The organism is Novosphingobium sp. KCTC 2891, assembly GCF_025938155.1.
Classification (GTDB): domain Bacteria; phylum Pseudomonadota; class Alphaproteobacteria; order Sphingomonadales; family Sphingomonadaceae; genus Novosphingobium.
This window is the reverse complement of the sequence record NZ_JAPCZG010000001.1, coordinates 285,888-309,847: the sequence shown is the minus strand read 5'-3', so window position 1 is coordinate 309,847 and position 23,960 is coordinate 285,888. Positions and strand designations below refer to the sequence as shown.

At 68.3% G+C, this 23,960-nt stretch carries 21 protein-coding genes; 7 read left to right on the top strand and 14 right to left on the bottom strand.

All coding sequences use genetic code 11. From position 1 onward, the window contains the following. Positions 1 to 75 precede the first annotated feature (75 nt). The 7 genes from OLX02_RS01460 (at position 76) to OLX02_RS01430 (ending at position 8,110) form a co-directional block, all read left to right on the top strand. The gene (locus OLX02_RS01460; RefSeq protein WP_264419606.1) at positions 76 to 1,485 is read left to right on the top strand and encodes an SLC13 family permease; all 1,410 of its coding nucleotides are present in this window, start codon (positions 76 to 78) and stop codon (positions 1,483 to 1,485) included. Between the two features lie 201 nt (positions 1,486 to 1,686). Beyond that, positions 1,687 to 2,325, top strand: coding sequence for a hypothetical protein (locus tag OLX02_RS01455; protein WP_264419605.1), 639 nt, complete (start codon positions 1,687 to 1,689; stop codon positions 2,323 to 2,325). Continuing rightward, the gene (locus OLX02_RS01450; protein ID WP_264419604.1) at positions 2,325 to 3,065 is read left to right on the top strand and encodes a DUF4331 domain-containing protein; all 741 of its coding nucleotides are present in this window, start codon (positions 2,325 to 2,327) and stop codon (positions 3,063 to 3,065) included. Before OLX02_RS01455 ends, OLX02_RS01450 begins: the two co-directional genes overlap by 1 nt. A gap of 25 nt (positions 3,066 to 3,090) precedes the next feature. Then, positions 3,091 to 4,449 (top strand): tetratricopeptide repeat protein, encoded by a 1,359-nt coding sequence (locus OLX02_RS01445; protein WP_264419603.1) that lies wholly within the window; start codon positions 3,091 to 3,093, stop codon positions 4,447 to 4,449. Beyond that, positions 4,442 to 5,572: a HupE/UreJ family protein gene (locus OLX02_RS01440; RefSeq protein ID WP_264419602.1), complete on the top strand. Its 1,131-nt coding sequence runs from the start codon at positions 4,442 to 4,444 to the stop codon at positions 5,570 to 5,572. The genes OLX02_RS01445 and OLX02_RS01440 overlap by 8 nt, the downstream gene beginning before the upstream one ends. 67 nt (positions 5,573 to 5,639) lie before the next feature. Next, positions 5,640 to 6,923, top strand: coding sequence for a cystathionine gamma-synthase family protein (locus OLX02_RS01435; RefSeq protein ID WP_264419601.1), 1,284 nt, complete (start codon positions 5,640 to 5,642; stop codon positions 6,921 to 6,923). Positions 6,924 to 7,003: 80 nt separating this feature from the next. Further along, on the top strand, positions 7,004 to 8,110 hold the full coding sequence (locus OLX02_RS01430) for a potassium channel family protein (protein WP_264419600.1): 1,107 nt from the start codon (positions 7,004 to 7,006) through the stop codon (positions 8,108 to 8,110). On the opposite strand, the gene OLX02_RS01425 is transcribed toward OLX02_RS01430, so the two are convergent. From OLX02_RS01425 to ccoN, 14 genes are all read right to left on the bottom strand, one after another. Then, positions 8,107 to 9,267 (bottom strand): DUF1501 domain-containing protein, encoded by a 1,161-nt coding sequence (locus OLX02_RS01425; RefSeq protein WP_264419599.1) that lies wholly within the window; start codon positions 9,265 to 9,267, stop codon positions 8,107 to 8,109. The genes OLX02_RS01430 and OLX02_RS01425 overlap by 4 nt on opposite strands. Positions 9,268 to 9,269: 2 nt before the next feature. Next, complete coding sequence (locus tag OLX02_RS01420) at positions 9,270 to 10,772, bottom strand: DUF1800 domain-containing protein (protein ID WP_264419598.1); 1,503 nt, start codon at positions 10,770 to 10,772, stop codon at positions 9,270 to 9,272. Between the two features lie 91 nt (positions 10,773 to 10,863). Then, the gene (locus OLX02_RS01415; protein WP_264419597.1) at positions 10,864 to 13,647 is read right to left on the bottom strand and encodes a phosphoenolpyruvate carboxylase; all 2,784 of its coding nucleotides are present in this window, start codon (positions 13,645 to 13,647) and stop codon (positions 10,864 to 10,866) included. A 43-nt stretch (positions 13,648 to 13,690) separates the two neighbouring features. After that, positions 13,691 to 14,308 (bottom strand): bifunctional 4-hydroxy-2-oxoglutarate aldolase/2-dehydro-3-deoxy-phosphogluconate aldolase, encoded by a 618-nt coding sequence (gene eda / locus OLX02_RS01410; protein ID WP_264419596.1) that lies wholly within the window; start codon positions 14,306 to 14,308, stop codon positions 13,691 to 13,693. A 107-nt stretch (positions 14,309 to 14,415) separates the two neighbouring features. Then, positions 14,416 to 15,765: an oxygen-independent coproporphyrinogen III oxidase gene (hemN, locus tag OLX02_RS01405; RefSeq protein ID WP_264419594.1), complete on the bottom strand. Its 1,350-nt coding sequence runs from the start codon at positions 15,763 to 15,765 to the stop codon at positions 14,416 to 14,418. Next, a complete protein-coding gene (locus OLX02_RS01400; RefSeq protein WP_264419592.1) occupies positions 15,755 to 16,006 on the bottom strand; it encodes a hypothetical protein in 252 nt (83 codons plus the stop codon). The genes hemN and OLX02_RS01400 overlap by 11 nt, the downstream gene beginning before the upstream one ends. Continuing rightward, positions 16,003 to 16,158, bottom strand: a complete 156-nt coding sequence (ccoS, locus tag OLX02_RS01395) for a cbb3-type cytochrome oxidase assembly protein CcoS (protein WP_264419590.1) — start codon at positions 16,156 to 16,158, stop codon at positions 16,003 to 16,005. The genes OLX02_RS01400 and ccoS overlap by 4 nt, the downstream gene beginning before the upstream one ends. Then, positions 16,155 to 18,281 (bottom strand): heavy metal translocating P-type ATPase, encoded by a 2,127-nt coding sequence (locus OLX02_RS01390; RefSeq protein WP_264419589.1) that lies wholly within the window; start codon positions 18,279 to 18,281, stop codon positions 16,155 to 16,157. The genes ccoS and OLX02_RS01390 overlap by 4 nt, the downstream gene beginning before the upstream one ends. Beyond that, positions 18,278 to 18,763 (bottom strand): FixH family protein, encoded by a 486-nt coding sequence (locus tag OLX02_RS01385; protein WP_264419586.1) that lies wholly within the window; start codon positions 18,761 to 18,763, stop codon positions 18,278 to 18,280. Before OLX02_RS01385 ends, OLX02_RS01390 begins: the two co-directional genes overlap by 4 nt. Beyond that, complete coding sequence (gene ccoG / locus OLX02_RS01380; RefSeq protein WP_264419585.1) at positions 18,760 to 20,244, bottom strand: cytochrome c oxidase accessory protein CcoG; 1,485 nt, start codon at positions 20,242 to 20,244, stop codon at positions 18,760 to 18,762. Before ccoG ends, OLX02_RS01385 begins: the two co-directional genes overlap by 4 nt. Before the next feature lie 67 nt (positions 20,245 to 20,311). Further along, the gene (ccoP, locus tag OLX02_RS01375; RefSeq protein WP_264419584.1) at positions 20,312 to 21,235 is read right to left on the bottom strand and encodes a cytochrome-c oxidase, cbb3-type subunit III; all 924 of its coding nucleotides are present in this window, start codon (positions 21,233 to 21,235) and stop codon (positions 20,312 to 20,314) included. Beyond that, positions 21,225 to 21,413, bottom strand: a complete 189-nt coding sequence (locus tag OLX02_RS01370) for a cbb3-type cytochrome c oxidase subunit 3 (protein WP_264419582.1) — start codon at positions 21,411 to 21,413, stop codon at positions 21,225 to 21,227. Before OLX02_RS01370 ends, ccoP begins: the two co-directional genes overlap by 11 nt. Continuing rightward, on the bottom strand, positions 21,410 to 22,162 hold the full coding sequence (ccoO, locus tag OLX02_RS01365) for a cytochrome-c oxidase, cbb3-type subunit II (protein WP_264419580.1): 753 nt from the start codon (positions 22,160 to 22,162) through the stop codon (positions 21,410 to 21,412). The genes OLX02_RS01370 and ccoO overlap by 4 nt, the downstream gene beginning before the upstream one ends. A gap of 22 nt (positions 22,163 to 22,184) precedes the next feature. Beyond that, complete coding sequence (gene ccoN, locus OLX02_RS01360) at positions 22,185 to 23,846, bottom strand: cytochrome-c oxidase, cbb3-type subunit I (protein WP_264419578.1); 1,662 nt, start codon at positions 23,844 to 23,846, stop codon at positions 22,185 to 22,187. Positions 23,847 to 23,960: the final 114 nt, after the last annotated feature.

The following is a 23,960-nucleotide window of genomic DNA, read 5'->3' as shown; positions in this document are numbered from 1 at the left end:
GCGTTGCCTTCCCCTTCCCCCGGCCCGCGCGCGTCTGCTACGCCCCCGGCAAAGACAAAGGGGATCATTGGGGGCATGGATATTCGCAAGCTGGCCTTGGTGGCCGGACCACTGGGCTTCGCGCTCACGCTGGTGCTGGCCCCGCCCGCCGCGATGCCGGTGGCGGCCTGGCTGACCGCCGGGCTGGTGTGGTGGATGGCTGTATGGTGGATGAGCGAGGCGCTGCCGCTTTCGGCAACCGCGCTGCTGCCGTTCGTGATCCTGCCCCTGACGGGCGTGGCCGATGCCAACAAGACCGCGGGCGCCTATTACTCGCCGATCATGTTCCTGTTCATCGGCGGCGCGTTCCTGGCGCTGGCGATCGAGCGCACCGGGCTGCACCGGCGGCTGGCGCTGGCGATGCTGAGCCATGCAGGGTCCAGCCCGTTCCGCCTGCTGCTGGCGGTGATGGCGGCCACGGCAACGATCTCCACGATGATCTCGAACACGTCGACCGCGCTGATCATGATGCCGATGGCGCTGGCGATCCTCGCTTCGGGCGGGGTCGAACAGGGCGAGACGCGCGGCATGGCCGGCGCGCTGCCGATGGGCGTGGCCTTTGCCGCGACGCTGGGAGGCTATGGCACGATCGTGGGCACGCCCACCAACGCGATCGCCGTCGCGCTGCTGGACCGGACGCTGGGCGTGAAGATCAGCTTCATCGAATGGTCGGCCTTCGGATTGCCGGTGGTGCTGATTTCGGTGCCGCTGGCGGCGTGGATCATCGCGCGCGTGCACCGGCTGGCGGAGGATACCTTCGATCCGGCGGCGGCGCGCGCGGCGATCGATCATTCGCGCGAATGGACCACGCCCGAAAAGCGTCTGCTGCCCGTGTTCGTGCTGGCGGTGCTGGCGTGGGTGACCCAGCCGCTCACCGAGCCGCTGTTTCCCAAGGGCGGGCTGACCGACGGGACCATCGCGGCGATCGCGGGCCTTGTCCTGTTCGTGCTGCCCGATGGGACGGGACGGCCGATGCTGGTGTGGAAGGAAGCCAACCGCGCGCCGTGGGACGTGGTGCTGATGTTCGGCGGCGGGCTTTCGCTGGCCATGGGCATGAGCGAATCGGGACTCGCCGACTGGCTGGGCCAGGCGATGCTGCCGCTGGCCAAGGTGCCGCTGCCGGTGGTGGCGCTGGTGCTGGTGGGCTTCGTCATCGTGGTCACAGAATTCGCCAGCAACATCGCCGCCGCAAGCGGGATCATGCCGGTGGTCGCGGCACTGTGCGGGGCATTGGGCGCGGATCCCATCCTTCTGGCGCTGCCCGCCGCGCTCGCCGCGAGCTGGGGCTTCATGCTGCCCGCCGGGACCGGACCGAACGCCATCGCCTGGGCCACGGGCCATATCGCCATGCCGCGCGTGCTGCGTGCCGGGCTGATGCTGGACCTTGCGGGCGCGGTGCTGATCGTGGCGGTGGTGTGGGGCGTGGCGAGCGTCATGAGCCTCTAGGCGGGGCGTTTTTCCCCTTCCCAGCCGGGGCCGTTTGCCGGTAAGTAATCGTCCTGATCCTGCCGGTGTAACGGCGCGTGCCCCTGTGTGAGGGACGGCACAGCGGCGACATGCAGAGCGGGTATGTTGCGGGCGCACCAGCAATCGAACTTTCGGTCGGTTTGGAAGAGGGACGCCGTGCGCAGGATATTCAGGACATTGATGGCCGCAGGCGGGGTTTCGGCCGCGCTGGCAGGGCTGGTGCTGGTGCCGTCCGACGGCGCGGAGAGCGCCGACCATCTCGACCCGCCGACCCGCACCGATGCCGGCTTCGACACCACGCCCGACGTGCCGGCAGACATCGCCGACGTGTTCGCGTGGCATTCCAACGGCACGGTGAAAATCGCGATGACGTTCGCCGGCCCGGTCGCGACCACGGCGCCGAGCTATTACGACCGCGATGTGCTCTACAAGATCCACATTTCGACCAAGGCACCGGGCACCACCGACGAGTTCACCATCAAGGCGCGCTTCGGCAAGGGCGCGGGCGCGAACGACTGGGGGGTGCGGTTCGAGGGCGTGCCGGGCGTGGGCACGATCGAGGGACCGGTCGAGACGAACCTTGAGAAGGACGGGGTGAAGGCCCGCGCCGGGCTGTTCGACGAACCGTTCTTCTTCGACCTGATCGGCTTCCGCGAGACGCGCTCGTTCGGGCAGGTCCGCATCCGCAACAACCGCAATTTCTTCGACGGGCAGAACGACACCGCCGTGGTGTTCGAGATTCCCGACGCGAACTTTGGCGGCGACGTGAGCCAGCTTGAGTTCTGGGGCCAGACCCTGCGCTTCGGAGGGAACCTGTGATGGCGCGCTTCTCGCTTTCCCGCGCCGCGATGCTGTTCGGCGCGCCCGTCGCGCTCGCTCTGACGCTGGCCGCCTGCGGAGAGGACGGCGCGGGCAGCGTGGTGGTGGTGCCAGCGCCGCAGCCCAGCACGACCGGCACGCCCACCCCCACGCCCACGCCGAGCGAAATCGCCTATGACGTGACGCCCTGCTTCAGCCAGCAGATCCAGGGGCAGACGGGGGCGACCTCGACGCTGAAGGGCATCATCATCCCCGACACGCTGAAGCTGGACCTGACCCGCCCCACGCGCTGGCCCAACGGGCGCCATCCGTCGGACCCGGTGGTGGACCTGCTGCTGGCCACGCTGTTCCTTGACATGAGCGCATCGGGGCAGGGACCGAACACGCTGGCCAATATCCCGCTCGACCCGCCATCCAACGACAAGCCGTTCAGCCTGAACTTCCCGTTCCTCGCCGCGCCGAACGGATCGCCCACGGTGGCGAGCGGCACGGGCAGCGGCTTCGATTTCCGCACCGATGCGGATGCGGGCTATGTCAACGTGGACCGCATGGGCAATCCGGCGGTCGCCACCGCGCTGATCCGTGGCCCGAAGAAGGTCGAATACAACGATGACAATCCGGGGGTGGACGCGAGCGACAAGTATCTGGAGGAAGAGAAGGCCGATCTTGGCGAGCTGTTCCACCTGATTGGCGACGATCTGGTGGGCCTCGGCCTCAAGCTCTGCGCCAAGACATCCTGATCGCCGTTTTCGGATCGCCGGCAGCATGACGCGTGACGCGCAGAGGAGCGTGCGGGTCCGCTGGCCGTGGCTGCTGCTGCTGGCCGTGCTGGTGGTGGCGGCGACCGGCTATGGCGTGCAGCGCTGGCGGCATCGTCAGGGACCGCCCGACCCGGTGCCGGCCGAGATCCACCCGTGGTTCGGCCCGAAGACCGCCGCAGAGGCCATTACCGCCGCGAACGTGCAGATCGACGGCGCGCGCGAACGGATCGCGCGCGGCCAGAAGGACTGGCTCCATCTTGAAATCCTGGGCGATACGCTGGTGGGCCGTTACCGCCTGACCGGAAACTGGGACGATCTGGCCGAGGCCGACCGCACGCTGGACGAGGCCATCGCGCTGGCGGACTTTCCCGCCGGCCCCAGCCTGTCGCGCGCGGCGCTGTCGAACACGCTGCACCGGCTGGATGACGTGGAGAAGGCGCTGACGCGCTTCGACGCGCAAAAGGCCAGGCCGCTGCCCGACGAGGCGTCGAGCGCATGGGCGCTGCGCGGTGATGGGGCGATGCAGCGCGGCGATTATGCCAGCGCGCGCGAGGATTATGGCCGCGCCGAAGCGGCGGCGAACAATGCCGGGCTGGCGCTGCGCCAATCGATGCTGGCGCTGCGCACCGGCGATCCCGAACTGGCGCGCCGCCGTGTGAACGCGGTGCTGCGCGGCAAGCGGCTGACCCGGCAGGCGCTGGCGAGCGCGGCGCTGCAACGCGCGACCGTGGCCTATGCCGTGGGCGACTGGGCGGCGGCGGGACGCTGGGTGCGCTATGCCGACGGCGTGTTTCCGGGGCAGTGGCTGGCGCAGGCCTTCGCCGCGCAGCAGGAAGCAGTCGAGGGGCGCCCGGACGTGGCGGCCACTCGCTATGCCGCGCTGGCCGAGCACACCCAAGCGCCCGAAGTGATGGACGCGCTGGCGCACCTGCTGCGCTTGCAGGGCAAGCGGGACGAAAGCCGCCAATGGGCCGCGCGCGCCGGCGCGATCTGGGCGCGGCGGGTGCAGGTGCTGCCCGAAGCGGCCGCCGCCCATGCCGCCGAGCACGAACTGGCGGTGGGCGATCCGGCGCGGGCGTTGGTGCTGGCGCGCGCGGATGCGGCGCGGCGCCCGCACGGCGCGACGCTGGCGCTGCTGGCGCGCGCGCAATTGCTGACGGGCGATGCGGCGGGCGCGCTGGCGACCATCGACAAAGCCGAGCGCGGCGGCTGGCGTTCGGCGCTGCTGCTGCTCCAGAAGGCAGAGGCGCTCGACGCGCTGGGACGCGGCGGCGCAGCCGAGGCCGCACGCACGGCGGCGCTGAAGATCAATCCGAAGGCCGCCGATCCGGCGGCGCGGTTCGTGTGGTTCGGGCATGATTGACGCAGGGCGCCGGCTGCTGGCCGGGCTTGCGGTGCTGCTGGCGATATGGGCCGCCCCGGCGGCGGCGCACCTGACGCCCAATTCGGAGATCAGGCTGGATCTTGCCCCCGGCGCGGTGACCGCCGACGTGGTCGTGCCGCAAAGCGAGTTCGGCTATGCCACCGGGCTTGCCATCGACAACCACCCGGACAGCCTGCGCGCGGCGCGGGGATATCTGCTGGGCCACATGGCGGTGACGGCGCCGGATGGGCGCGCGTGGCAGGTGCGCGTGCGGCGGCTGGCCTTCGAGACCATTGCCGGCCCGCCGGACCTGCACGCCAGTCTCGTCCTCATCCCCCCGCCCGGCGCAGGCGACCGGCATTTTCGCATCGACTGGCGGGTCATCACGCGCGAGGTGCCGACCCATTTCGCGCTGTTGGTGATCGGCGGCGATCTGGCCGGCGGCACCGCGGAAACGCGCGAGCTGGTCGGCGCGCTGACGGCGGCGCGGCCCAGCCTGACGGTGGATCGCGGCGCGGCGACGCTGCCCTCGTTGTTCGCCAGCGCCTTTCGCCTGGGCGCGCGGCACATCGCCGAAGGGTATGACCACCTGCTGTTCCTGCTGGCCCTGCTGCTGCCCGCGCCGCTGCTGGCGCAGGGCGGACGCTGGGGCGAGCGCCGCGCCGCGCGGGCGACGGTGCGGCATCTTGCAGGGATCGTCACCGCCTTCACGCTGGGCCACAGCCTGACCCTGATCGCCGCCGCGCTGCTGGGCGCGCGCCTGCCCGCCGCCCCGGTGGAAGCGGGCATCGCCTTTTCGGTGCTGGTGTCCGCGGTCCACGCGGCGCGCCCGATCTTTCCCGGACGCGAGGCGGTGGTGGCCGGGCTGTTCGGACTGGTCCACGGTCTGGCCTTTGCCACCACCATCGCCAACTTCGGGTTGGGCACGGCCACGCGGCTGACCGCGATCCTGGGTTTCAACGTGGGGATCGAGGCGGTGCAGCTGCTGGTGGTGCTGGGCGCCCTGCCCTTGCTGATGACCTTGCCGCGCCTGCGGAACGGAAGCGCCGTGCGGCTCGTTCTCGCCGCGTTCACCGGCACGGCCGCGCTGGTCTGGCTGGTGGAGCGGCTCGGCGGGCTTTGACTGGCCAACCGCGCCCCTGACAGTTACACATGAAACCAACACGGTTTCACGAGAGGATACCCGCCGCATGACCGACCGCACCAAGCGCCAGCCCCCCACGCTCGGCGGACGCCAGTTGAAGCCCTCGACGCTGATGATGGGGCATGGCTATGATCCCCGTCTGTCGGAAGGCGCGCTGAAGCCGCCTATCTTCCTGACATCGACGTTCGCCTTCGAAAGCGCGGCGGCGGGCAAGCGCCATTTCGAAGGGATCACCGGCAAGCGGCCGGGCGGCGCGGACGGCCTGGTCTATGGCCGGTTCAATGGGCCGGACCAGGAGATTCTGGAGGACCGCCTTTCGATCTGGGATGGGGCGGAGGACAGCCTCGTCTTCTCCAGCGGGATGTCGGCCATCGCCACGCTGCTGCTGGCGCAGTGCAGCCAGGGCGACGTGGTGGTCCATTCCGGCCCCCTCTATGCCGCGACCGAAACCTATATCGCCAAGGTGTTGTCGCGCTTCGGCGTTTCCTACCTCGATTTTCCCGCCGGCGCATCGCGCGCGGAAATCGAGGCGATCCTTGAGCAGGGCAAGGTGCTGGCCGCGCAGAAGGGCGGCAAGCTGGCGCTGGTCTATCTGGAAAGCCCGGCGAACCCGACCAACGCGCTGGTCGATATCGAGGCCGTGGGGCAGGCGCGCGATGCCGTGCTGGGCACCGACGGCCCGCCCATCGCCATCGACAACACTTTCCTCGGCCCGCTGTGGCAGCAGCCGCTGCTGCACGGCGCGGATATCGTGGTCTATTCGCTGACCAAGTATGTCGGCGGCCATTCCGACCTTGTCGCGGGCGGGCTTTCGGGCGCGAAGCGCTGGATGGATCCGATCCGTTCGCTGCGCAACGTGATGGGCACCATCCTCGATCCCTATTCGTCCTGGATGCTGCTGCGCAGCCTGGAGACGGTGGAACTGCGCATGACCCGCGCTGGCGAGAACGCGGCCAAGGTCTGCGCCTTTCTGGCCGAGCATCCCAAGGTCGAAGGGCTGGGCTATCTGGGCATGATCGCCGATCCGCGCCAGCAGGACATCTTCGATCGGCATTGTTCGGGCGCGGGCAGCACGTTCTCGCTGTTCATCAAGGGGGGCGAAGCGGAGAGCTTCCGCTTCCTTGACGCGCTGCGCCTGGCCAAGCTGGCGGTGAGCCTTGGCGGCACCGAGACGCTGGCGAGCCATCCGGCGGCAATGACGCACCTTTCGGTGCCAGACGAACGCAAGGCGCTGCTGGGGATCACGGACAACCTTGTGCGCATATCCATCGGTATCGAAGACGCGGACGACCTGATCGCCGATTTCGCGCAGGCGCTCGACGCGGTCTGACGACAGAGGCGCCATCAGGGCCGAGGCGCTGGACAAGCCCCCGTCCGCTGCTCCAGTACGGGCGCGGACGAAGGGGCGGCATGGATCAGAACAGCGAACGTTCGGCCTTCTCGGAGGGCGCAAACACGGTGCTCGGCTCGCCGCTGCGGCTGCTGTCGGGCACGGTGATCTATGTCGCCGCGCTGTTCTGCATTTCCACGATGGGCTATGTTCGCGCGGGCTGGCCGCTGGGCGATGCAGCCTACATGGTGCTGCTCACCATCTTCTCGGTCGGCTATGGCGAAGTCCGGCCGATCGACACCACGTTCCTGCGCGTCTGGACGACGATCACCATCGTGCTGGGCTGCACCGGGATGATCGTGCTGACCGGCGCGCTGGTGCAGGTGTTCACCCTCTTCCAGTTCCGCCGCCTGCTGGGGCTTGATCGCATGCATACCGAAATCGAGAAGCTGTCGAACCACGCGATCATCTGCGGCTATGGCCGGATCGGCGTCCAACTGGCCAAGGCGCTGACCGAAGCGCGCCACCCGTTCCTGATCCTGGAGCGCAGCGTGGCGAAAGCCGAGGAGGCCAAGGCGCACGGCTACCTGACGCTGGTGGGCGAAGCGACACACGAGGAAACGCTGAAAGCCGCCGGTATCGACCGCGCGCGCGTGCTGGCGACCGTTCTGCCCGACGATGCCGCCAACGTGTTCATCACGCTTTCGGCCAAGAACCTGAACCCGGCGGTCAAGATCATCGCCCGGGGCGAGGCGCCGACCACCGAGAACAAGCTGTTCCACGCCGGCGCCGACAAGGTGGTGCTGCCCACGCACATCGGCGCCGAGCGGATCACCGAACTGATCCTCTATCCCGCGACCGACGCGATGACCGACGGCGCCGACATCGGCGACGTGAAGCGCAACCTCCACGATTTCGGCCTGGACCTGGAAGTGGTGCGCGCGGCGGACAAGGGCGCGCTGACAGGCGAGACGGTGGGCGAAGCCGAGCGGCGCGGCAACGGCGCGTTCTTCATCGTGCGCATCGACCGCGTGGGCGGGCAGGCGATCGAGCATCCGGGCGAGGACGTGAAGATCGAAGCAGGCGATCAGGTCATGCTGGTGGTGCGCGGCAGCCGGCTTTCGGCAGGCGCGATCTTCTCCGCGCCCGCGCGTCCGGTGCGGCAGGGCCGCGGCTTCATCGGCTAGACCAGAACCGGCTTCAGCCCCGCCTGTTCGGGATAGAGCATGGCAGCGAGCCGCGCGGGATCAAGCGCATAGTGGCGCGCAAGGGCACCGGTGATGACGCCTTCGAGCGGGAGCGTGGGCCTGAGATCGCGCGCTTCGTAGAGCGCGTTCTGGCCAAGGCCCGGCCAGTCCGCATGAACCGTGCCGCCGCCCCGCAGCGCGCCGCCCAGCAGCAGCGCCGCGCTGGCGGTGCCATGGTCGGTGCCGTCGGTGCCGTTCACGGCGGCGGTGCGGCCGAACTCCGTGGCGACGAGCACCATCGTGCTGTTCCACGCCGGCCCCAGGCCATCGGCCAGCGCGCCGATCAGGTCATCGAGCGAGCGCAGCCGGGTCTTCAGCCGCAGCGCCTGGCTGCTGTGCGTGTCCCAGCCGGAAGTTTCGATCATCAGCACCCGCGCCCCATCGGCCGGGCGCAGCAGCCGCGCCGCCAGCGCGCCGATCACGGCGCCGCTGTTGCCGGTGGCGGACTGGTCCGCCCCTTCGGCGACACGGCGCGTATCGAGCGCGGATCGCCACAGCGACGCCAGCTGGGCATCGCCGGCGTAAAGCGACGACACCCGTTGCAGGAGATCCTCGGTCGCCTCGGGCAAGGTCGAGGGCGCGTAGCTGGCCACCGCGCGGCTGCCGCGCAGCGCCATCGGAATGTCGGGAGCGAGCGCCAGCGCCCGTGCCTCGGCCGAAGGCAGCGCCGCGAGCAGGCGGTTGAGCCAGCCGTCCGGTTCCGAATAGGGGCCGCGCCCGCCGGTTTCGAGCACGTTCTGGCCATCGAAATGCGAGCGATCCCGATAGGCCGAGGCAACCGCATGGATGGCCATGGCCTGATGCTGGCCGAACATCGACGCGGTGCGCGTCAGCGCGGGATGGAGCGAGAACGTGCCGTCGATCTTGTGCGCGCTCTGCAGGCTGCCGAGCAACCGGCCGCGCAAGGGCGCATAGCCCGGATCACCCAGCGGCGGCACGATGTGCAGGCCATCGGCGGCGCCGCGCTGGATCACGAACACGAAGCGCTGGTCGGTGGCGGCCGCGGCGAAAGCCATCCGCACCGGAAAGGCGCTTCCCGCCAGCCCGGCAGCCCCGCCCAGCGCGAGCGTTTTCAGCACATTGCGACGGCCGAGCATTGTCAGCACCTCAGCATTTCGGGGGAGACCAGCAGCAGCGCAAAGCCCTGCTGCGCGCTGTCGGCACGCGCCACCGTATCGCGCGTGGCCGGCGAGAGACCGGCACCGAACAGATCCTGCGCCAGCGCGCGCGGATCGCCCTGTGTATATTGCGCGGCCAGCCGGCCGGCAGCCTCGATCCGGCGATAGAGCGCATCGGGCGCGGCCCAAGCGGCAGCGATGTCGTCGAAGCCGGCGGGCGATCCCGGCCGCCACGTCGGTTGCCCCAGTTGTTCGAGCGTGGCGGTAAGCCCCTGATCGGTCATGCCGCGCAGCAGTTCGGGCGCGCCGCGCAGCGAGGCCAAGGTCCACTGCCACGGCGAGCGGAACTTGGCCGGGGCGCCGGCCAGTGCTTCGGGTGCGGAGAGCAGCGCGGCATAGACGCGCGGCAGATCGCCGCCGCTTTCAAGGAACGCTTGTTCAAGCCCTGCAACGAGCGCAGGCGGCGGATCGTCGGCCACGAAATGCCGCGCCAGCTTGACCGCGATGTGCCGCGCCGTTGCCGGTGCGCGGGCAAGATCGGCCAGCACGGCGCGCGCCTGCCCCTCTCCGCCATCGGAATAAGTCTTGCCGAGCACCGTGCGGCTGCCGGGTTCGTGCAGGTCGGCCGCGTATACGAATTGACCCGCGGGCGCCGTGCCCTGCCCCGCGCCCGCCGTGACGCCGCGCCCAAGCCCGGTCACGCTCCACCCCGTCAGCGCCCGCGCCAGTTCGGTGACATCGGCCTGACTGTAGCCCGCCCGCACCCCCAGCGTGTGCAGTTCCAGGATCTCGCGCCCGAGGTTTTCGTTCAGACCGATGGGCCGGCCCTTGTCCGCCGAGCGCCTGCCCAGCGCGCTGCCGGGGCCGACCGATTTCGCCTGATCGAGATAGAGCAGCATCGCCGGATGGCGTTCGACCGCGACGAGCATATCCTCGAACCGGCCGAGCACGTGCGGACGGATCGCATCGAATTCCAGAAAAGCGGTCAGCGCCCGCAAGTCCGCCCGGTCCGCCGAAACCGCGAAGTGGTTGGCCCAGAAGTGCACCAGCCGCTCGACGAAAGGCGCGTCGCTCGACGCCGCAGCGCGCAGCCGCAGGCCGACCTGCGCGGTATATTGCTGACGCAGGAAGCGGCGCAATTCCAGACCAGCCGCTTCCGCCGGCTTTGCGGCGGGCAGCGGTTCCACGGGGCCGTTTGCTGGACCGATGCCCGGGTCCATACCCGGTTCGGTCCCCGGTCCAGCCCCGGCCTCCGCCATCGCGATCGACCGGGCCTGGGCCTGCTTCTCGGCCTTTCGCTCCTTCAGATATTCCAGATAGCGGGCCAGCACCGCCTCGGGCCTTGCCAGCCGGTCGGCACCGGGAAGCGCCGGGCGGAATGCGGCGAACTGCGCTTCGCCCCAGCGCGCCGGATCGGCGGGCAGCGCCTCTCCGGGTCGGCGCCCCAGTCCGAATCGGATCAGCGTGGTGAATGCCTTGTCCATAACAGCGCCCTTGATACGCACCCGATCATGTCCGGACCATGACCTGAACCTGTCCTTGCCATCACGCAGCGCCGGGACAGGCTGGTGAGCGTCAGCCGTGCGCGCCGAAGTAGTTGGCGATGGCCACCGCGATGCGCAGGTTGAGTGCATGGGCGCGCTCGATCGGGTCGATGAACCGCGCCCGGATCGCGCCGTAGTCCTCGCCGCGATGGTCGGGGAAGTCGGTCGGCTCGTTCACCGCGAAATCCGCGATGCCCGGCTCGACGACCGGATAGGCGCGGCGCAGCTGCGCCAGCGCATCCTCCACCCGCAGCGAGAGCACCATTTCCAGCACGTCGTCACGGCTGACATCGTTCGAGCGCGCGAAAGGCGGCACCTGCACCGCGCGCAGGAACATGTGCATCAGCAGCGCCAGCCGCACCGATTGCAGCAGGCCGATGTTGCGCCGCTCGGCATCGACAACGGGGTCGCGCTCGGTCGATCCGCCGGCAGTCAGCGCGAGCAGGCGGTGGAGCTTCATCCAGTCCACCCGCAAGCGCGACACCAGCCGCCGGAACACGCCCGCGCGGTCGTCCTTGGTGAGGTATTCGGCAAGTGCCAGACAGCCGGTTTCAAGCCCGGTCTCCGTACCGCGATAGGGGCGGCTGGCCCAATAGGCCGAATTGAACAGCTCACCATGCGCGGCCACGGTCTTGATCGAGGCCAGGCCGTTCGCGGCGCGAAGCAGGCGGACCAGCTGGCTGCCGCGCGCGGAATGGCCGAGCAGTTCGGCAATCGCCTCCATCTCGTCGCCGGCAGCGCTGCCCGCGCCCGCGACCACGTTCACCGGGTAGCCGATCTGCTGGAGGATGGCGTTGTGGGGGATGGCGCGGATCTGGCGCAGGCTCATCGTGCGGTCGGCGCCGATGTCCGACTGGCGGCGCGACACGCGGCTGCCCGTCACCTTGAGCAGGCCGAGGCCGAAAGCGGTGACCGCGCGCGCATAAGTCGCGCTTTCCAGATGCTCGCGCTGGACGCGGCGGATCGAGCGGTAGAAATCGAGACTGAGATCGGTGCGGTCGTAGAACGGGTCGGAGCCCCCTGCCCCGGCCAGCGCCGCTTCGGCCTCCGCGATGCGGGTGAGCGTGGCGAGCGCAAGATCATCGTTGCGGAAAAACAGGTAGCCGTCGCCGCCCTGGAAGCTGGCCTCGGCTTCGATCGCGATGCCCGCAGTGGCGAAGCGCCCGCGCGCCCAGCGGGAGAGCGGCCAGGTCAGGCGGTCCACGAAGCCCGAAGGATGCGCGCCCCGCCCCATGGATTCGCCATGGGTATTGAAGATCAGTGCGGCAACGTCGGTCAGGCCATTGGCCTTCATCGCCTCGGCCAGGCGCCCTTGCAGGCGCTCGATGGCGAGCGCGGCGGGAAGCTGGCCCATGAAGCGGCCCGCATCGGAAAAACCGGTCTGGATCGAAACGCGGCCCCGCTGGCGGGCATAGGCGCGGTAGCTTTCCTCCGACAGCAGCGCTTCGAGGAAGCGGCCGCCGTGTTCGAGCGCGGTCTCGGTTTCGAACAGCGGGGAGACATCGACCTTGCCTTCGATGCCGAACAGGCGCGCGAAATAGAGCGCGGCGAGCACGGTCTGCGGCTGTTCGCATTCGGCGATGAGCATCCGGATCGGCGCGTCCGCGTCGATGTGGTGGAGGATCTGCGCCATGGCCAGGAACTGGCGCATCGCGGTGCTGGTCTCGATGGCGAGCGCGGCGAAGTTGACGCGCAGCGGCTTCACCTCCGCCAGCAGTTCGCGCAGGCGCGAAATCGCGCTCTTGCTCGACAGGTCGAGCGTGCCGTCGGGGTCGATCCGGCGGCGCAGCGCGTTGTGAAGCTGCGATGCGTTCACGCGGAAATGAATCCAGCCCATGCCCAGGCCGTCGGCGCGCATGGCCCCGGCCAGCGTCGCGAGGCCGATGGCGGCATCACCTTCGGCAGCGTGGGCATCGGCCTCAAGGCGAGCGATCAGCGGGGTCAGGCTGAGCAGCTTGGCCGGATCGTCTGCGGTCAGGCGGTTGGCGGCAGTGGCCAGCGCATCGGTGGCGTCGAGCGGCACAGAAAACACGTCCGCCATTTCAGCGGCGTGGGCCTGCGCGGCTTCAAGGACCTCGACCAGTTCGTGCCCCGGCTCGATGGCGGCCAGCTGCGCACCGTAACTCGCCAGCCGCCGCGCCTTTTCCGCAAGGCGGTAGGAGATTGAGGTGTGCCAGCCGATGTCCGTGCGGCCGTCCATGTCATAGCCGACCCAGCTGGCGAAGCGGAACGGCAGCGGACGGAAATCGAGCCACCGGCCCGGCCAGCGATGGCGCGCGTGGGACAGCAGGGCGGCGTTGATGCGGTCGCGTGCGGCGGCGGCGCGTTCGATGGCATCGCAGACTTCGGCGTGCTCGAAATCGAGCGTGATGGGCGGACCGGCAGAGGGAACGGTGCAGACCGTCGCCGCCAGCGGATCGTCGGCCAGCGCGGCGGTGGCGACGGCATCGGACTGGACGGGCGTGAGCAGAAAGGTGGGATGCGCGGTAAATACCGCGTGAAGCAGCGGCTTTTCCCAGCGCGTGCGAAACTCGGAGAAGCCGTCTTCCTCGTGGAGCAGCGCGGTGATGCGAGCGAGATTGTCGGGCGCGTCGGTGGGCGCGACCAGCCGGCGCAGGCGCGCGGCACGGCTTTGCAGCGCTTCGCATTCCAGTTCGGCGACAAGGCTCTCGACCTCGTCCAGCCCCATCGCGCCGCTTTCGATCTGGCGCGAAAGATCGTGGCTGAGCTGGAAAACGGGATTGAACAGCGGTGTTTCTGCCGTCCGTTCATGCAGCTTGCGTAACCTGTCCCGCAGCGCGTCGACCGTCTTCATCGCTCGTTTTCCCCCTTTGCGCGCCACTTTACCGTGGGCCGTATCAGCGCACGGCGAGGGCTGCGGCCTGCCGCGCCGCCGCCTCGATCGCCGCTTCGTCCGGCTCGCCCTTGTTCACCACCCAGCTGCCGCCAACGCAGAGCACGGGATCGAAACCCAGCCATTCGGGCGCGGTTCCAAGCGTGATCCCGCCCGTGGGGCAGAAGCGGCACTGGTGGAACGGCCCGGCGAGCGCCTTCAGCGCGGGCAAGCCGCCCGACGTCATCGCCGGGAAGAACTTGAAATGGGTCAGGCCAAGGTCAAGGCCGAGCATGATGTCCGCCGCATTGGCAGTGCCGGGGAGGAACGGAATTCCGGAGGCCACCGCCGCCTTGCCCAGCTTCTCGGTAAGCCCCGGCGAGACGACGAACTCCGCCCCGGCGTCGATCGAGGCCTTGAGCTGATCGGGATTGGTCACCGTGCCCGCGCCGACAATAGCGCCTTCGACACCCTTCATCGCGCGGATCACGTCCAGCGCGGCAGGAGTACGCAGCGTGACTTCCAGCACGCGCAGGCCGCCCTTGACCAGCGCGCGCGCGATCGGCAGCGCGTGGGCCACGTCCTCGACCACCAGCACCGGAATGACCGGCGCGGTGCGCATGATGGACTCGATCGGCTTCATGGCTCGTCTCTCTCGCGAATTATGGAGTGCGGAGAGTAACGTGCAACGCCTTCATTGTGCAGCCGCTAACGAGCGGTGCGCATAGCTATTACCGTGGCAGAATGCCCTCAGACGGCCGAACTGAACTGCCTTGCGCCCTCGCGGTAGGCGTCGAACACTGCCGCGATGGTGCGGGCATAGGGCTCGCTGCCCGGCTGGAGCGCCAGCCGATCACCCTCGAGCCGCACGAGCCCCCGCGCCTCGAACGCGCCCAGACGCTCACGCGCGGCGGGCAGCAGGTCCGCGTCAATCCGCGCATGGCCCGTGCACAGCAGGTCCGAGATGATCGCGCCGCGGCGCCGGTCGTCGCCAGTGCGGACCACGCCCTTGCGGCCCGAAAGCTGGTCCGCGCCTGTCAGCATACGGTAGCGGCCGGCGTTCTTCTCGTTCTGGACGAACAGTTCGGGAAATTCGCTGATCGAGGACGCCCCGAGGCCGATCAGGACAGGCGCGCTATCGTCGGTGAAGCCCTGGAAATTGCGGTGCAGCGTCCCCGAACGCGCCGCCACGGCAAGGCTGTCGCCCGGAAGTGCGAAGTGATCGAAGCCCACCGGCTGGTAGCCCGCGCCGGCCAGCCGCTGGTATCCTTCGGCCGCCATGCGGAACCGCGCGCGCTGATCGGGTAACTGGCTGGCGTCGATCCGCTGCTGCCGCGCGATCAGGTGGGGTACGTGGGCATAGCCGAACAGCGCGATGCGGTCCGCGCCCATCGCCACGCTGCGATCCAGCGTATCGGCCAGCACTGCGTCGTCCTGGAACGGCAGTCCATACATCAGGTCGAAATTGATCGAATCGACGCCTGCCTTGCGCAGACCTTCGACCGCGCGCTCGATCATGTCGGCCGGCTGGACGCGGCCGATGGCCGCCTGCACGCGCGGGTCGAGCGTCTGCACGCCAAGGCTGGCCTTGATTACGCCGATCCCGCGGATCGCCATGAACCAGTCCGCCGGCAGGCTGCGGGGGTCGAGTTCGATCGAGACGACCGGCTGGTCCATGCGGAAATTGAGCGTCAGCGTATCCACCAGCCGGACGAAGTCGGTCGGCTTGATCGCGTTGGGACTGCCACCGCCAAACGCGATTCGCGAGATGCGGACCGAGGGATCGAGCATCTGCCCGACCAGTTCGATCTCGTGGTGCAGCGCCTCAAGATAGGCGGTCAGGCGCTGGCGCTTGTTCGCGGCACCGGTGTTGCAGCCGCAATACCAGCAGATTTCCTGACAATAGGGGATGTGGAGATAGAGCGATGCGGTGCCGCGCAAGTTGCGCAGCGCGTTGCGCTGGCGTTCCTCGAACGATTCCTCCACGAACTCGGCCGCGGTGGGATAGCTGGTGTAGCGCGGCACCGGCCGGGCCAGCAGATCGGGATGATAGGTCCAGCCGCCAATGATTTCCGGCCGGGGCATTGCTTCAGGCGACATCGGGGTCGTCCTCCTCCCCGCAACAGCTATCGCCCCCGATGCGCTTCCTCATTGAGATATGGCAAATTTTGCAACATGGCGCGCCGCCCGGCGCATCATTCTTGGCAGGCACGCGGATCGGCACGACATGGCCCGCCGCTTCGCCGCAGATCGGCACCAGCAGGAACGCCGCGCCCGACGGCGCGGGCGCTGCCATCTGGAGCACGGCCAGCGGGGCCAGCACGGCGTGAAGCCTGTTCACGGGTGGATGTCCTCCTCGTCGTCGATCAGGATGCGCGCGGCGGCCCCGTCGAGATCGCTGAACTGCCCGCGCTTCAAAGCCCAGAAAAATGCCGCCAGCCCGCACAGGCCCATGCCCAGCGCGATCGGAAGAAGGAACGCGAGGCTGGTCATCGAGCCGCTCCGTTGAGGCGCAGCGAATTGGCGACGACGATCAGTGAACTGGTCGACATCGCAATGGCGGCGACAAGCGGCGTGACAAATCCAGCGATGGCCAAAGGCACCGCCAGCACGTTGTAGCCGATCGCCAGCACGAAGTTCTGGCGCACCACGCGCATCGTGCGGCGGCTGGCGCGCACCGCGCGCGGCAAGGCGAGCAGCGATTCGCCGGTGAACACGAAGTCCGATGCCTGGCGGCCGACATCGCTGGCGCTGCCCGGCGCGATCGAGGCATCGGCCGCGGCGAGCGCGGGTCCGTCGTTCAAACCGTCGCCCACCATCAACACCTTGCGGCCGGCCTTCTGGAACACGCCGATGGTTTCCTGCTTGTCCGCCGGAGAAGCCCCGGCGCGCGCGGTCAGCCCGGTTTCGCGCGCAACGGTGGCCACGGCCGGCACCGCATCGCCCGAGAGGATCGAGCATTCGATGCCCAGACCGGCCAATTCCGCCAAAGCCGCTTGCGCATCGGGCCGCAGACGGTCGGCAAAGCCGATCACCTTGACCGGCGCATCGCCGACGCTGAGCGCAGTGGCCATGCCTTCTGCCGCCACCGGCCGGCCGAGCGACACCGCCTGCCCCTGCCAACGCGCGGAAACACCGCGCCCGGCCTGTTCGCCCACGCCTTCCAGTTCAGCCGCCTTCACCCCGCGCGCGGCCAGCGCCTGCGCCAGCCCGAGCGAGAGCGGATGGCGGCTGTTGCTCGACAGTGCGAGCGCGACCGACGCCTCGTCCGGCGAAAGCATCGCCAGCGCGGCCTCGTCGGGCACGGGGCGGCCAAGCGTGAGCGTGCCGGTCTTGTCGAGCATCGCGCGGTCGACTTCGGCCAGCCGCTCCATGGCCGAGCCGTCCTTGACCAGGATGCCCCGGCGCATCAGCGCACCGGCGGAAACGACCTGCGCCACCGGCACGGCAAGCCCGAGCGCGCAAGGACACGTGATGATGAGCACCGCGATGGCGATGACGAGCGAGTGATACACCCCTGCCCCCGCAACCATCCACCCGGCGAAGCTGAGCGCCGCCAGCGTGTGGACGGCGGGCGCATAGAGCCGCGAGGCGCGGTCGGCGATGCGGACATAGGCGGAGCGCGATTGCCCCGCCGCTTCCATCAGGCGCGCGATTTCGGCCAGTGCGGTGTCCTGCCCGGCAGCGGTGACCTCCACGTCGACGGGCGCGTCGATGTTGAGCGTGCCGGCGTGGACGGGATCGTTGCCAGAGGCGGGAACCGGCGCGCTTTCGCCGGTGAGCAGCGCCTGGTCGAACCGGCTTTCGCCGCGCACGATCCGGCCATCGGCGGCAAGGCGTTCGCCGGCGGCGATGCGCATGACCATGCCGGGGGCAAGTGCGGGCGCGGCAACCCAGCGGGTGGTGCCATCGGCCTCCACCACCATCGCGCCAGAGGCGGCCTGCCGCAGCAGCGCATCGACCCCGGCACGCGCGCGGTCGCGCATCATCGCATCGAGCACGCGCCCCGCGAGCAGGAACAGCAGCAGCATTAGGGTGCCGTCGAACCATGCATCGGCGCCGCCGGTGACGGTTTCATAAAGCGACAGCGTGGTCGCCAGCGTGACGCCGATGGAAATCGGCACGTCCATGTTGGTGCGCCCGCGCTTCAGCGCCGCGAGCGCGGAGGAGAAGAACGGCCGCCCGGCAAAGACGATGGCCGGCACCCCGATGGCGGCGGAGAGCCAATGGAACATGGCGCGGGTGGTGCCTTCGGCGCCTGACCAGATGCTGACCGACAGCAGCATCACGTTCATGCAGGCGAAGGCGGCGACCGCGAGCGGGGCCAGCAAAGGCTTGACCGCCGAAGGGGCTTCCTCCGCGATCACGCGCGGCTGCGCCTCGAACCCGGCAGCGGCGAGCGCGGCGACGATGTCTGGCGTTTCGACGGTTTCGGCATGGATGACCTCGACCGTGCGCGCAGTCAGGTTGGCGCGCGCCGAGGTTACGCCAGACAAGCCCGACAAGCCGCGCTCGACTTTGGCCATGCAGCCGGCGCAGTGCATTCCGGGCACCGAGTAGATGCTGTGGATCACGCTTTCCGCGACATCGCCCGCAAGGCGGGCCGGGGCGTTCACAGGACGTCCCCGACCGTGCGCCAGGTGTGGTCCCCGACCTTCGCCGTCAGGCGCAGGCGCCACCGGCCGGCCGGCAACGGCGCTGCGTATTCTCCCGGCGCGACCTCGCGCAGGGTCAGCGTCTCGTCGCTGCGCAGGCCGAGCGGGTGCTCCGCAATCGCGGTGACGTGGGCGCCCGCGAGGGGCTTGCCCAGGCTGTTGACCAGCCCAACCTGCATTTCGGCCGCCGCGCGGCGGCCGAACAGCGCTTTCCAGCCGAGCGCCTTTTCGGTGCGCGCTTCGTCCAGCCAGCCGTTGAAGTGCTGGCTGGCAACGTAGGAGTTTTCCACCACCACGCCGCCGAAGGTGGAAATGGCCATCCGCGCCATGACGACGTTGACCGCGATGACGGTGCCGAAGAACGCGATCATGATCGCGGCCATGTGCTTTCCGGTGAATTGCCGTCCCTGGTGGGGACGGACGTTACGGCGCTGCTGGGTCACTGGCCGTTTCCTTCCGCTGTGGTGAACGTGGTGCGAGCCACGTCATGCCCGCCTTCCTTGTCCGACGCTTTGAGATCGAACAAAAAGTCGGTCGGCTTCGCGCCGCGCGGAGCGACGGCATAGACGCGTATCCGCTTGGTCGTGTCGGCCGGCACTTCGACCGACAGCGCGGTGCTGGCGGCCTGCGATTCCATCTCGTCGGTGTAGATGGTCCCGCCGGGCAGATCGGCGATCGACACCACGACGGCGCGCGGACGATCTTCCATGTTGCGCAGCTTGACGGTGAAGCCATTGCGCACCGATCCATCGGACAGCATCACGTATTCCGGATTGCGGTCCTTGGCCACCGACAGGTCGAGCCGGGTGCGCTGGCCGAGCAGGAACAGCATCGCCACGCCGATCGAGGCCCACACGCCGAAATAGACCAGCGTGCGCGGGCGGAAGATCGTGCGGACCAGCGATGTCGCGGTTTCGCCGCGCTGTTCCTTTTCGGCATCTTCCAGCGTGAAGTAGTCGATCAGGCCGCGCGGCCGGCCGACGTCTTCCATCGCCTTGTCGCAGGCGTCGATGCACAGCGCGCAGGTGATGCAGCCGATCTGCGGTCCTTCGCGGATGTCGATGCCAGTGGGGCACACCGCGATGCACTGCTTGCAATCGATGCAGTCGCCCAGCGGGTCCAGCCCCTGCTCCACGCGCTTCGCTGCCGCCTTCACCGAGCCGCGCGGTTCGCCGCGCCAGTGCTTGTAGGTGACAGTGAGCGACCTTTCGTCGAGCATCGCGGTCTGGATGCGCGGCCAGGGGCACATGTAGATGCACACCTGTTCGCGCATGAAACCGCCCAGCCAGAACGTGGTGAACGTCAGCACGCCGGTGGTGGCATAGGCGACGGGCGCGGCGGTCCCGGTCCAGAAATCATGCTGGAGCGTGGGCGCGTCGGCGAAGTAGAAGATCCAGGCGCCGCCGGTCAGGAAACTGATGGTGAGGTAGATGCCCCACTTGAACAGGCGCCGGACCACCTTCGAGGCCGTCCAGGGCGCGTTCTGCAGCTTGATCTGGGCATTGCGGTCGCCATCGACGAGGCGGTCGACGTGCTGGAACAGGTCGGTCCAGACCGTCTGCGGGCAGGCATAGCCGCACCAGGCGCGGCCCACGGCGCTGGTGACGAGGAACAGGCCGATGCCGGCCATGATCAACAGGCCCGCCACGAAATAGAACTCGTGCGGCCAGATTTCGATGTCGAACATGTAGAAGCGGCGGTGGGCGAGATCGACCAGGACCGCCTGGTCGGGCGCGTAGGGACCGCGGTTCCAGCGCAGCCACGGCGTGCCCCAGTAAACGATCAGGCAGAAGGCCATGACCGCCCACTTGAAGCGCCGAAAGCGGCCGTCAGAGCCGCGGGGGAACACCCCCTTGCGCTTTTCGTAGAAGGAAATTTCGTCCGAGTGGTCCGCGCGGGCGAGGGTGGGATCTTGCGCGTTCATACTGGTACGTCCTTTGAAGTGTGGCCGCCGCCCCACGCTGGGGCGACGGTCACTTCATTTCACTTCGTCATTGTGCCGCCGCAGGGGCGCTTGCCGCAGGGGCAGGCGCAGCAGCAGGCGCTGCTTCACCGCCGCCCAGCGAGTGGACATAGGTGGCGAGCATCTTGACCGTGACGGGGTCGAGGCGCGTGCCCCAGGCCGGCATCACGCCATAGCGGGCGTTGGTCACGGTTTCGGTCAGCGCCTGGCGATCGCCGCCGTAGAGCCAGATGGCGTCGCTGAGGCGCGGCGCGCCGACGGCGCGGCTGCCCTCCCCGTTGGCGCCGTGGCACACTGCGCAGTTTTCGGCGAAGATCTTCGCGCCGCGCTGCGAGGAGCCGCTGGCCTTTTCCTGCCCGCTGATGACGCGAACGTGGCTGACCACGTCCTGCACCTGCGCCGCGGTGAGGATGCCGTCGCGGCCGAAGGCCGGCATCTGGCTCATGCGGGTGGCGTCATCGCCGGGCTGGCGCACGCCGTGCTGCAGGGTCTGGTGAATGGTGGCGATATCGCCGCCCCACAGCCAGTCGTCGTCGTTGAGGTTCGGGTAGCCCTTGGCCCCCGCCGCGCCCGCACCGTGGCACTGCACGCAGTTCACCTTGAAAGCGGCGCGGCCGCCTTCGATTGCCGCGCGCAGCAGCTTGGGATCGTTCGCCAGCGCTTCCACCGGGGTGGCCGCGATGGCCGCGCGAACCTGGGCGCGGCCGGCATCGGCAGCGGTCATCTCGGCCGCGAGCGCACCGCGGCTCGACCAGCCGAACGTCCCCGCGGACGCCTTGTGCAGGCCCGGAATGGCCGGATAGACCACGCAATAGCCGACCGCGAACGCGATGCAGGCATAGAAGGACCACAACCACCAGCGCGGCAGCGGATTGTTCAGTTCCTCGATGCCGTCCCATTCATGGCCGACGGTTTCGACGCCCGTGGCGTCGTCGACGCGCTTATTCGCCATCGTTCTCATCCTTGAAGATCGAGGTGGCCGCTTCGTTGTTGATCGCGCGCGCGCCCGGCCGGAACGGCCAGAGGCAGAGCACGAGGAACACGAGCGCCATGACCAGCAGGCCCCAACTGTCCGCCAGATGGCGGAGCATGTCGTAGGTGGAGTGCGAGCTGAGGGAGAAGAGGTTCATCGCCCCTTCTCCTTCGCCAGATCCTCCTGCGCCGCCGGAGCGTTCACGTCGACGAGCGTGCCCAGCATCTGGAGATAGGCGACAAGCGCGTCCATCTCGGTCAGGCGCTTGGGATCGCCGTCGTAGTCACGCACCTGCGCCTTGGGATAGCGCTTCTTGAAGTCGGCCGAGTCGGCTTCGGGATCGGCCTGCGCCTTCATGTCGGCGTTGGCCTTGGCGATGTCCTCCTTCGAGTAGGGCACCCCGACGTGGTAGAGCGTCTGCAGCTCGGCGGTCATGTCGCCCGGTTTAAGGTCCTTATCGGCCAGGAACTGGTAGGTCGGCATGATCGATTCCGGCACCACGGCCCGCGGGTCCTTGAGGTGCTGGACGTGCCATTCGTCGGAATACTTGCCGCCCACGCGCGCCAGGTCCGGCCCGGTGCGCTTGGAACCCCACTGGAACGGATGGTCGTACATCGATTCCGCGGCGAGGCTGTAGTGACCATAGCGTTCGACCTCGTCACGGAACGGACGGATCATCTGGCTGTGGCACACGTAGCAGCCTTCGCGCACGTAGATGTCGCGGCCGGCCTGTTCGAGCGGGGTGTAGGGGCGCATCCCCTCCACCTTCTCGATGGTGTTGTCGATCCAGAACAGCGGGGCGATCTCGACGATGCCGCCCACCGTCACCGCTGCGAAGGCGAAGATGCCCAGCAGGGTGATGTTGCGTTCAAGCTTCTTGTGACGCTCCACGATGGAGAGTGCCATTGTCTGTCTCCTTCCGGGCGTTTCAGGCGTGCGCCGGGACGGCGGCCACCGGGACGTCGCGTGCGGCGTCGTAGGGGGTTTCCGTCATCGGCTTCTCGTCGCGCAGCTTGTGGCCAAGGATCGTGCGGGTGATGTTCACCGCCATGATCGCACCGCCGGTGAGGTAGAGCAGCCCGCCAAAGGCGCGCAGCGCGTACATCGGGTGGAGCGCAGCGACGGTATCGGCGAACGAGTTCACCAGGTAGCCGTCCGGCCCGTATTCGCGCCACATCAGCCCCTGCATGATGCCCGCAACCCACATCGAGGCGGCGTAGAACACGATGCCCAGCGTCGCGAGCCAGAAGTGCCAGTTCACCATGCGCAGGCTGTACAGGCGCTCGCGGTTCCACAGGCGCGGCGCGAGGTAGTAGAGCGTGCCGAAGGTGACCATGCCGTTCCAGCCGAGCGCACCCGAGTGAACGTGCCCGATGGTCCAGTCGGTGTAGTGCGAGAGCGAGTTCACGCTCTTGATCGACATCATCGGACCTTCGAACGTGCTCATGCCGTAGAAGGCCAGGCTCATCACGAACATGCGGATGATCGGGTCGGTGCGGATCTTGTCCCAGGCGCCGTTCAGCGTCATCAGGCCGTTGATCATGCCGCCCCAGCTCGGCATCCACAGCATGACCGAGAAGACCATGCCCAGCGTCTGCGCCCAATCGGGCAGCGCGGTGTAGTGAAGGTGGTGCGGACCCGCCCAGATATAGAGGAAGATCAGCGCCCAGAAGTGGATGATCGACAGCCGGTAGCTGTAGATCGGACGTTCGGCCTGCTTCGGCACGAAGTAGTACATCATCGCGAGGAAGCCGGCGGTCAGGAAGAAGCCGACCGCGTTATGGCCATACCACCACTGCACCAGCGCGCCCTGCACGCCGCCGAACACCGGATAGCTCTTGGTGCCGAACCAGCTGACCGGCAGGTTCAGGTTGTTGACGATGTGCAGCATCGCCACGGTGATGATGAACGAGAGATAGAACCAGTTGGCGACGTAGATGTGCGGTTCCGAACGCTTCAGGATCGTTCCCACGAACACCGCGAGATAGGCGACCCAGACGATCGTGAGCCACAGATCGACGTACCATTCCGGCTCGGCGTATTCCTTGCCCTGGCTGATGCCGAGCAAGTATCCCGTGGCGGCCAGCACGATGAACAGCTGGTAGCCCCAGAAAACGAAACGGGCGAGGCCAGGGAAGGCCAGCCTCGCCCGGCAAGTGCGCTGCACGACGTAATACGACGTGGCGATTAGCGCATTGCCTCCGAAAGCGAAGATGACCGCCGAAGTGTGCAACGGACGCAGGCGGCCAAAATTGATCCACTCGAGTCCGAAGTTGAGCTGCGGCCAGGTCAGTTCGAGCGCGATGTAGAGACCGGCGAGGAAACCCGCCATGCCCCAGAACACCGTCGCGATAACCCCCCAGCGGATCGGGTCGTCATCATAACGCCCCTGATCGGGCATCTTCAGGATGCCGCGCGCGATACCATCCACATCCGCCTGCCGAAGCGAGACGACAAGGCCGATCAGCGCGGCAAGCGCGCAGATGCCCATGTGGATGGCAAACCCCCCATCAACCGCCATCGCCATCGCGATAACGGCAAAAACCAGCACAGCGAACCAGATGCCGCTGCGCATCACTAACGATTCCATGGAGCCTTCCCTTCCATGCAAGATGCCATCCGCCCGTGCGCCCGATCCCGGGGGTCAACATTGATGCGAGTCAAATCACTGGAAATACAAGGATGAACTAAAGTCAGTTCGATG

Excerpts from the sequence above, each read along its gene's own strand:
- OLX02_RS01415 (WP_264419597.1), bottom strand. The coding sequence starts at position 13,647 with ATGAAGACGGTCGACGCGCTGCGGGACAGGTTACGCAAGCTGCATGAA.
- ccoN (WP_264419578.1), bottom strand. The coding sequence starts at position 23,846 with ATGGAATCGTTAGTGATGCGCAGCGGCATCTGGTTCGCTGTGCTGGTT.
- OLX02_RS01460 (WP_264419606.1), top strand. The coding sequence starts at position 76 with ATGGATATTCGCAAGCTGGCCTTGGTGGCCGGACCACTGGGCTTCGCG.
- OLX02_RS01445 (WP_264419603.1), top strand. The coding sequence starts at position 3,091 with ATGACGCGTGACGCGCAGAGGAGCGTGCGGGTCCGCTGGCCGTGGCTG.
- OLX02_RS01440 (WP_264419602.1), top strand. The coding sequence starts at position 4,442 with ATGATTGACGCAGGGCGCCGGCTGCTGGCCGGGCTTGCGGTGCTGCTG.
- ccoO (WP_264419580.1), bottom strand. The coding sequence starts at position 22,162 with ATGGCACTCTCCATCGTGGAGCGTCACAAGAAGCTTGAACGCAACATC.
- OLX02_RS01370 (WP_264419582.1), bottom strand. The coding sequence starts at position 21,413 with ATGAACCTCTTCTCCCTCAGCTCGCACTCCACCTACGACATGCTCCGC.
- OLX02_RS01455 (WP_264419605.1), top strand. The coding sequence starts at position 1,687 with ATGGCCGCAGGCGGGGTTTCGGCCGCGCTGGCAGGGCTGGTGCTGGTG.
- hemN (WP_264419594.1), bottom strand. The coding sequence starts at position 15,765 with ATGTCGCCTGAAGCAATGCCCCGGCCGGAAATCATTGGCGGCTGGACC.
- ccoP (WP_264419584.1), bottom strand. The coding sequence starts at position 21,235 with ATGGCGAATAAGCGCGTCGACGACGCCACGGGCGTCGAAACCGTCGGC.
- OLX02_RS01450 (WP_264419604.1), top strand. The coding sequence starts at position 2,325 with ATGGCGCGCTTCTCGCTTTCCCGCGCCGCGATGCTGTTCGGCGCGCCC.
- OLX02_RS01420 (WP_264419598.1), bottom strand. The coding sequence starts at position 10,772 with ATGGACAAGGCATTCACCACGCTGATCCGATTCGGACTGGGGCGCCGA.
- OLX02_RS01435 (WP_264419601.1), top strand. The coding sequence starts at position 5,640 with ATGACCGACCGCACCAAGCGCCAGCCCCCCACGCTCGGCGGACGCCAG.
- ccoG (WP_264419585.1), bottom strand. The coding sequence starts at position 20,244 with ATGAACGCGCAAGATCCCACCCTCGCCCGCGCGGACCACTCGGACGAA.
- ccoS (WP_264419590.1), bottom strand. The coding sequence starts at position 16,158 with ATGACCAGCCTCGCGTTCCTTCTTCCGATCGCGCTGGGCATGGGCCTG.
- OLX02_RS01430 (WP_264419600.1), top strand. The coding sequence starts at position 7,004 with ATGGATCAGAACAGCGAACGTTCGGCCTTCTCGGAGGGCGCAAACACG.
- eda (WP_264419596.1), bottom strand. The coding sequence starts at position 14,308 with ATGAAGCCGATCGAGTCCATCATGCGCACCGCGCCGGTCATTCCGGTG.
- OLX02_RS01425 (WP_264419599.1), bottom strand. The coding sequence starts at position 9,267 with ATGCTCGGCCGTCGCAATGTGCTGAAAACGCTCGCGCTGGGCGGGGCT.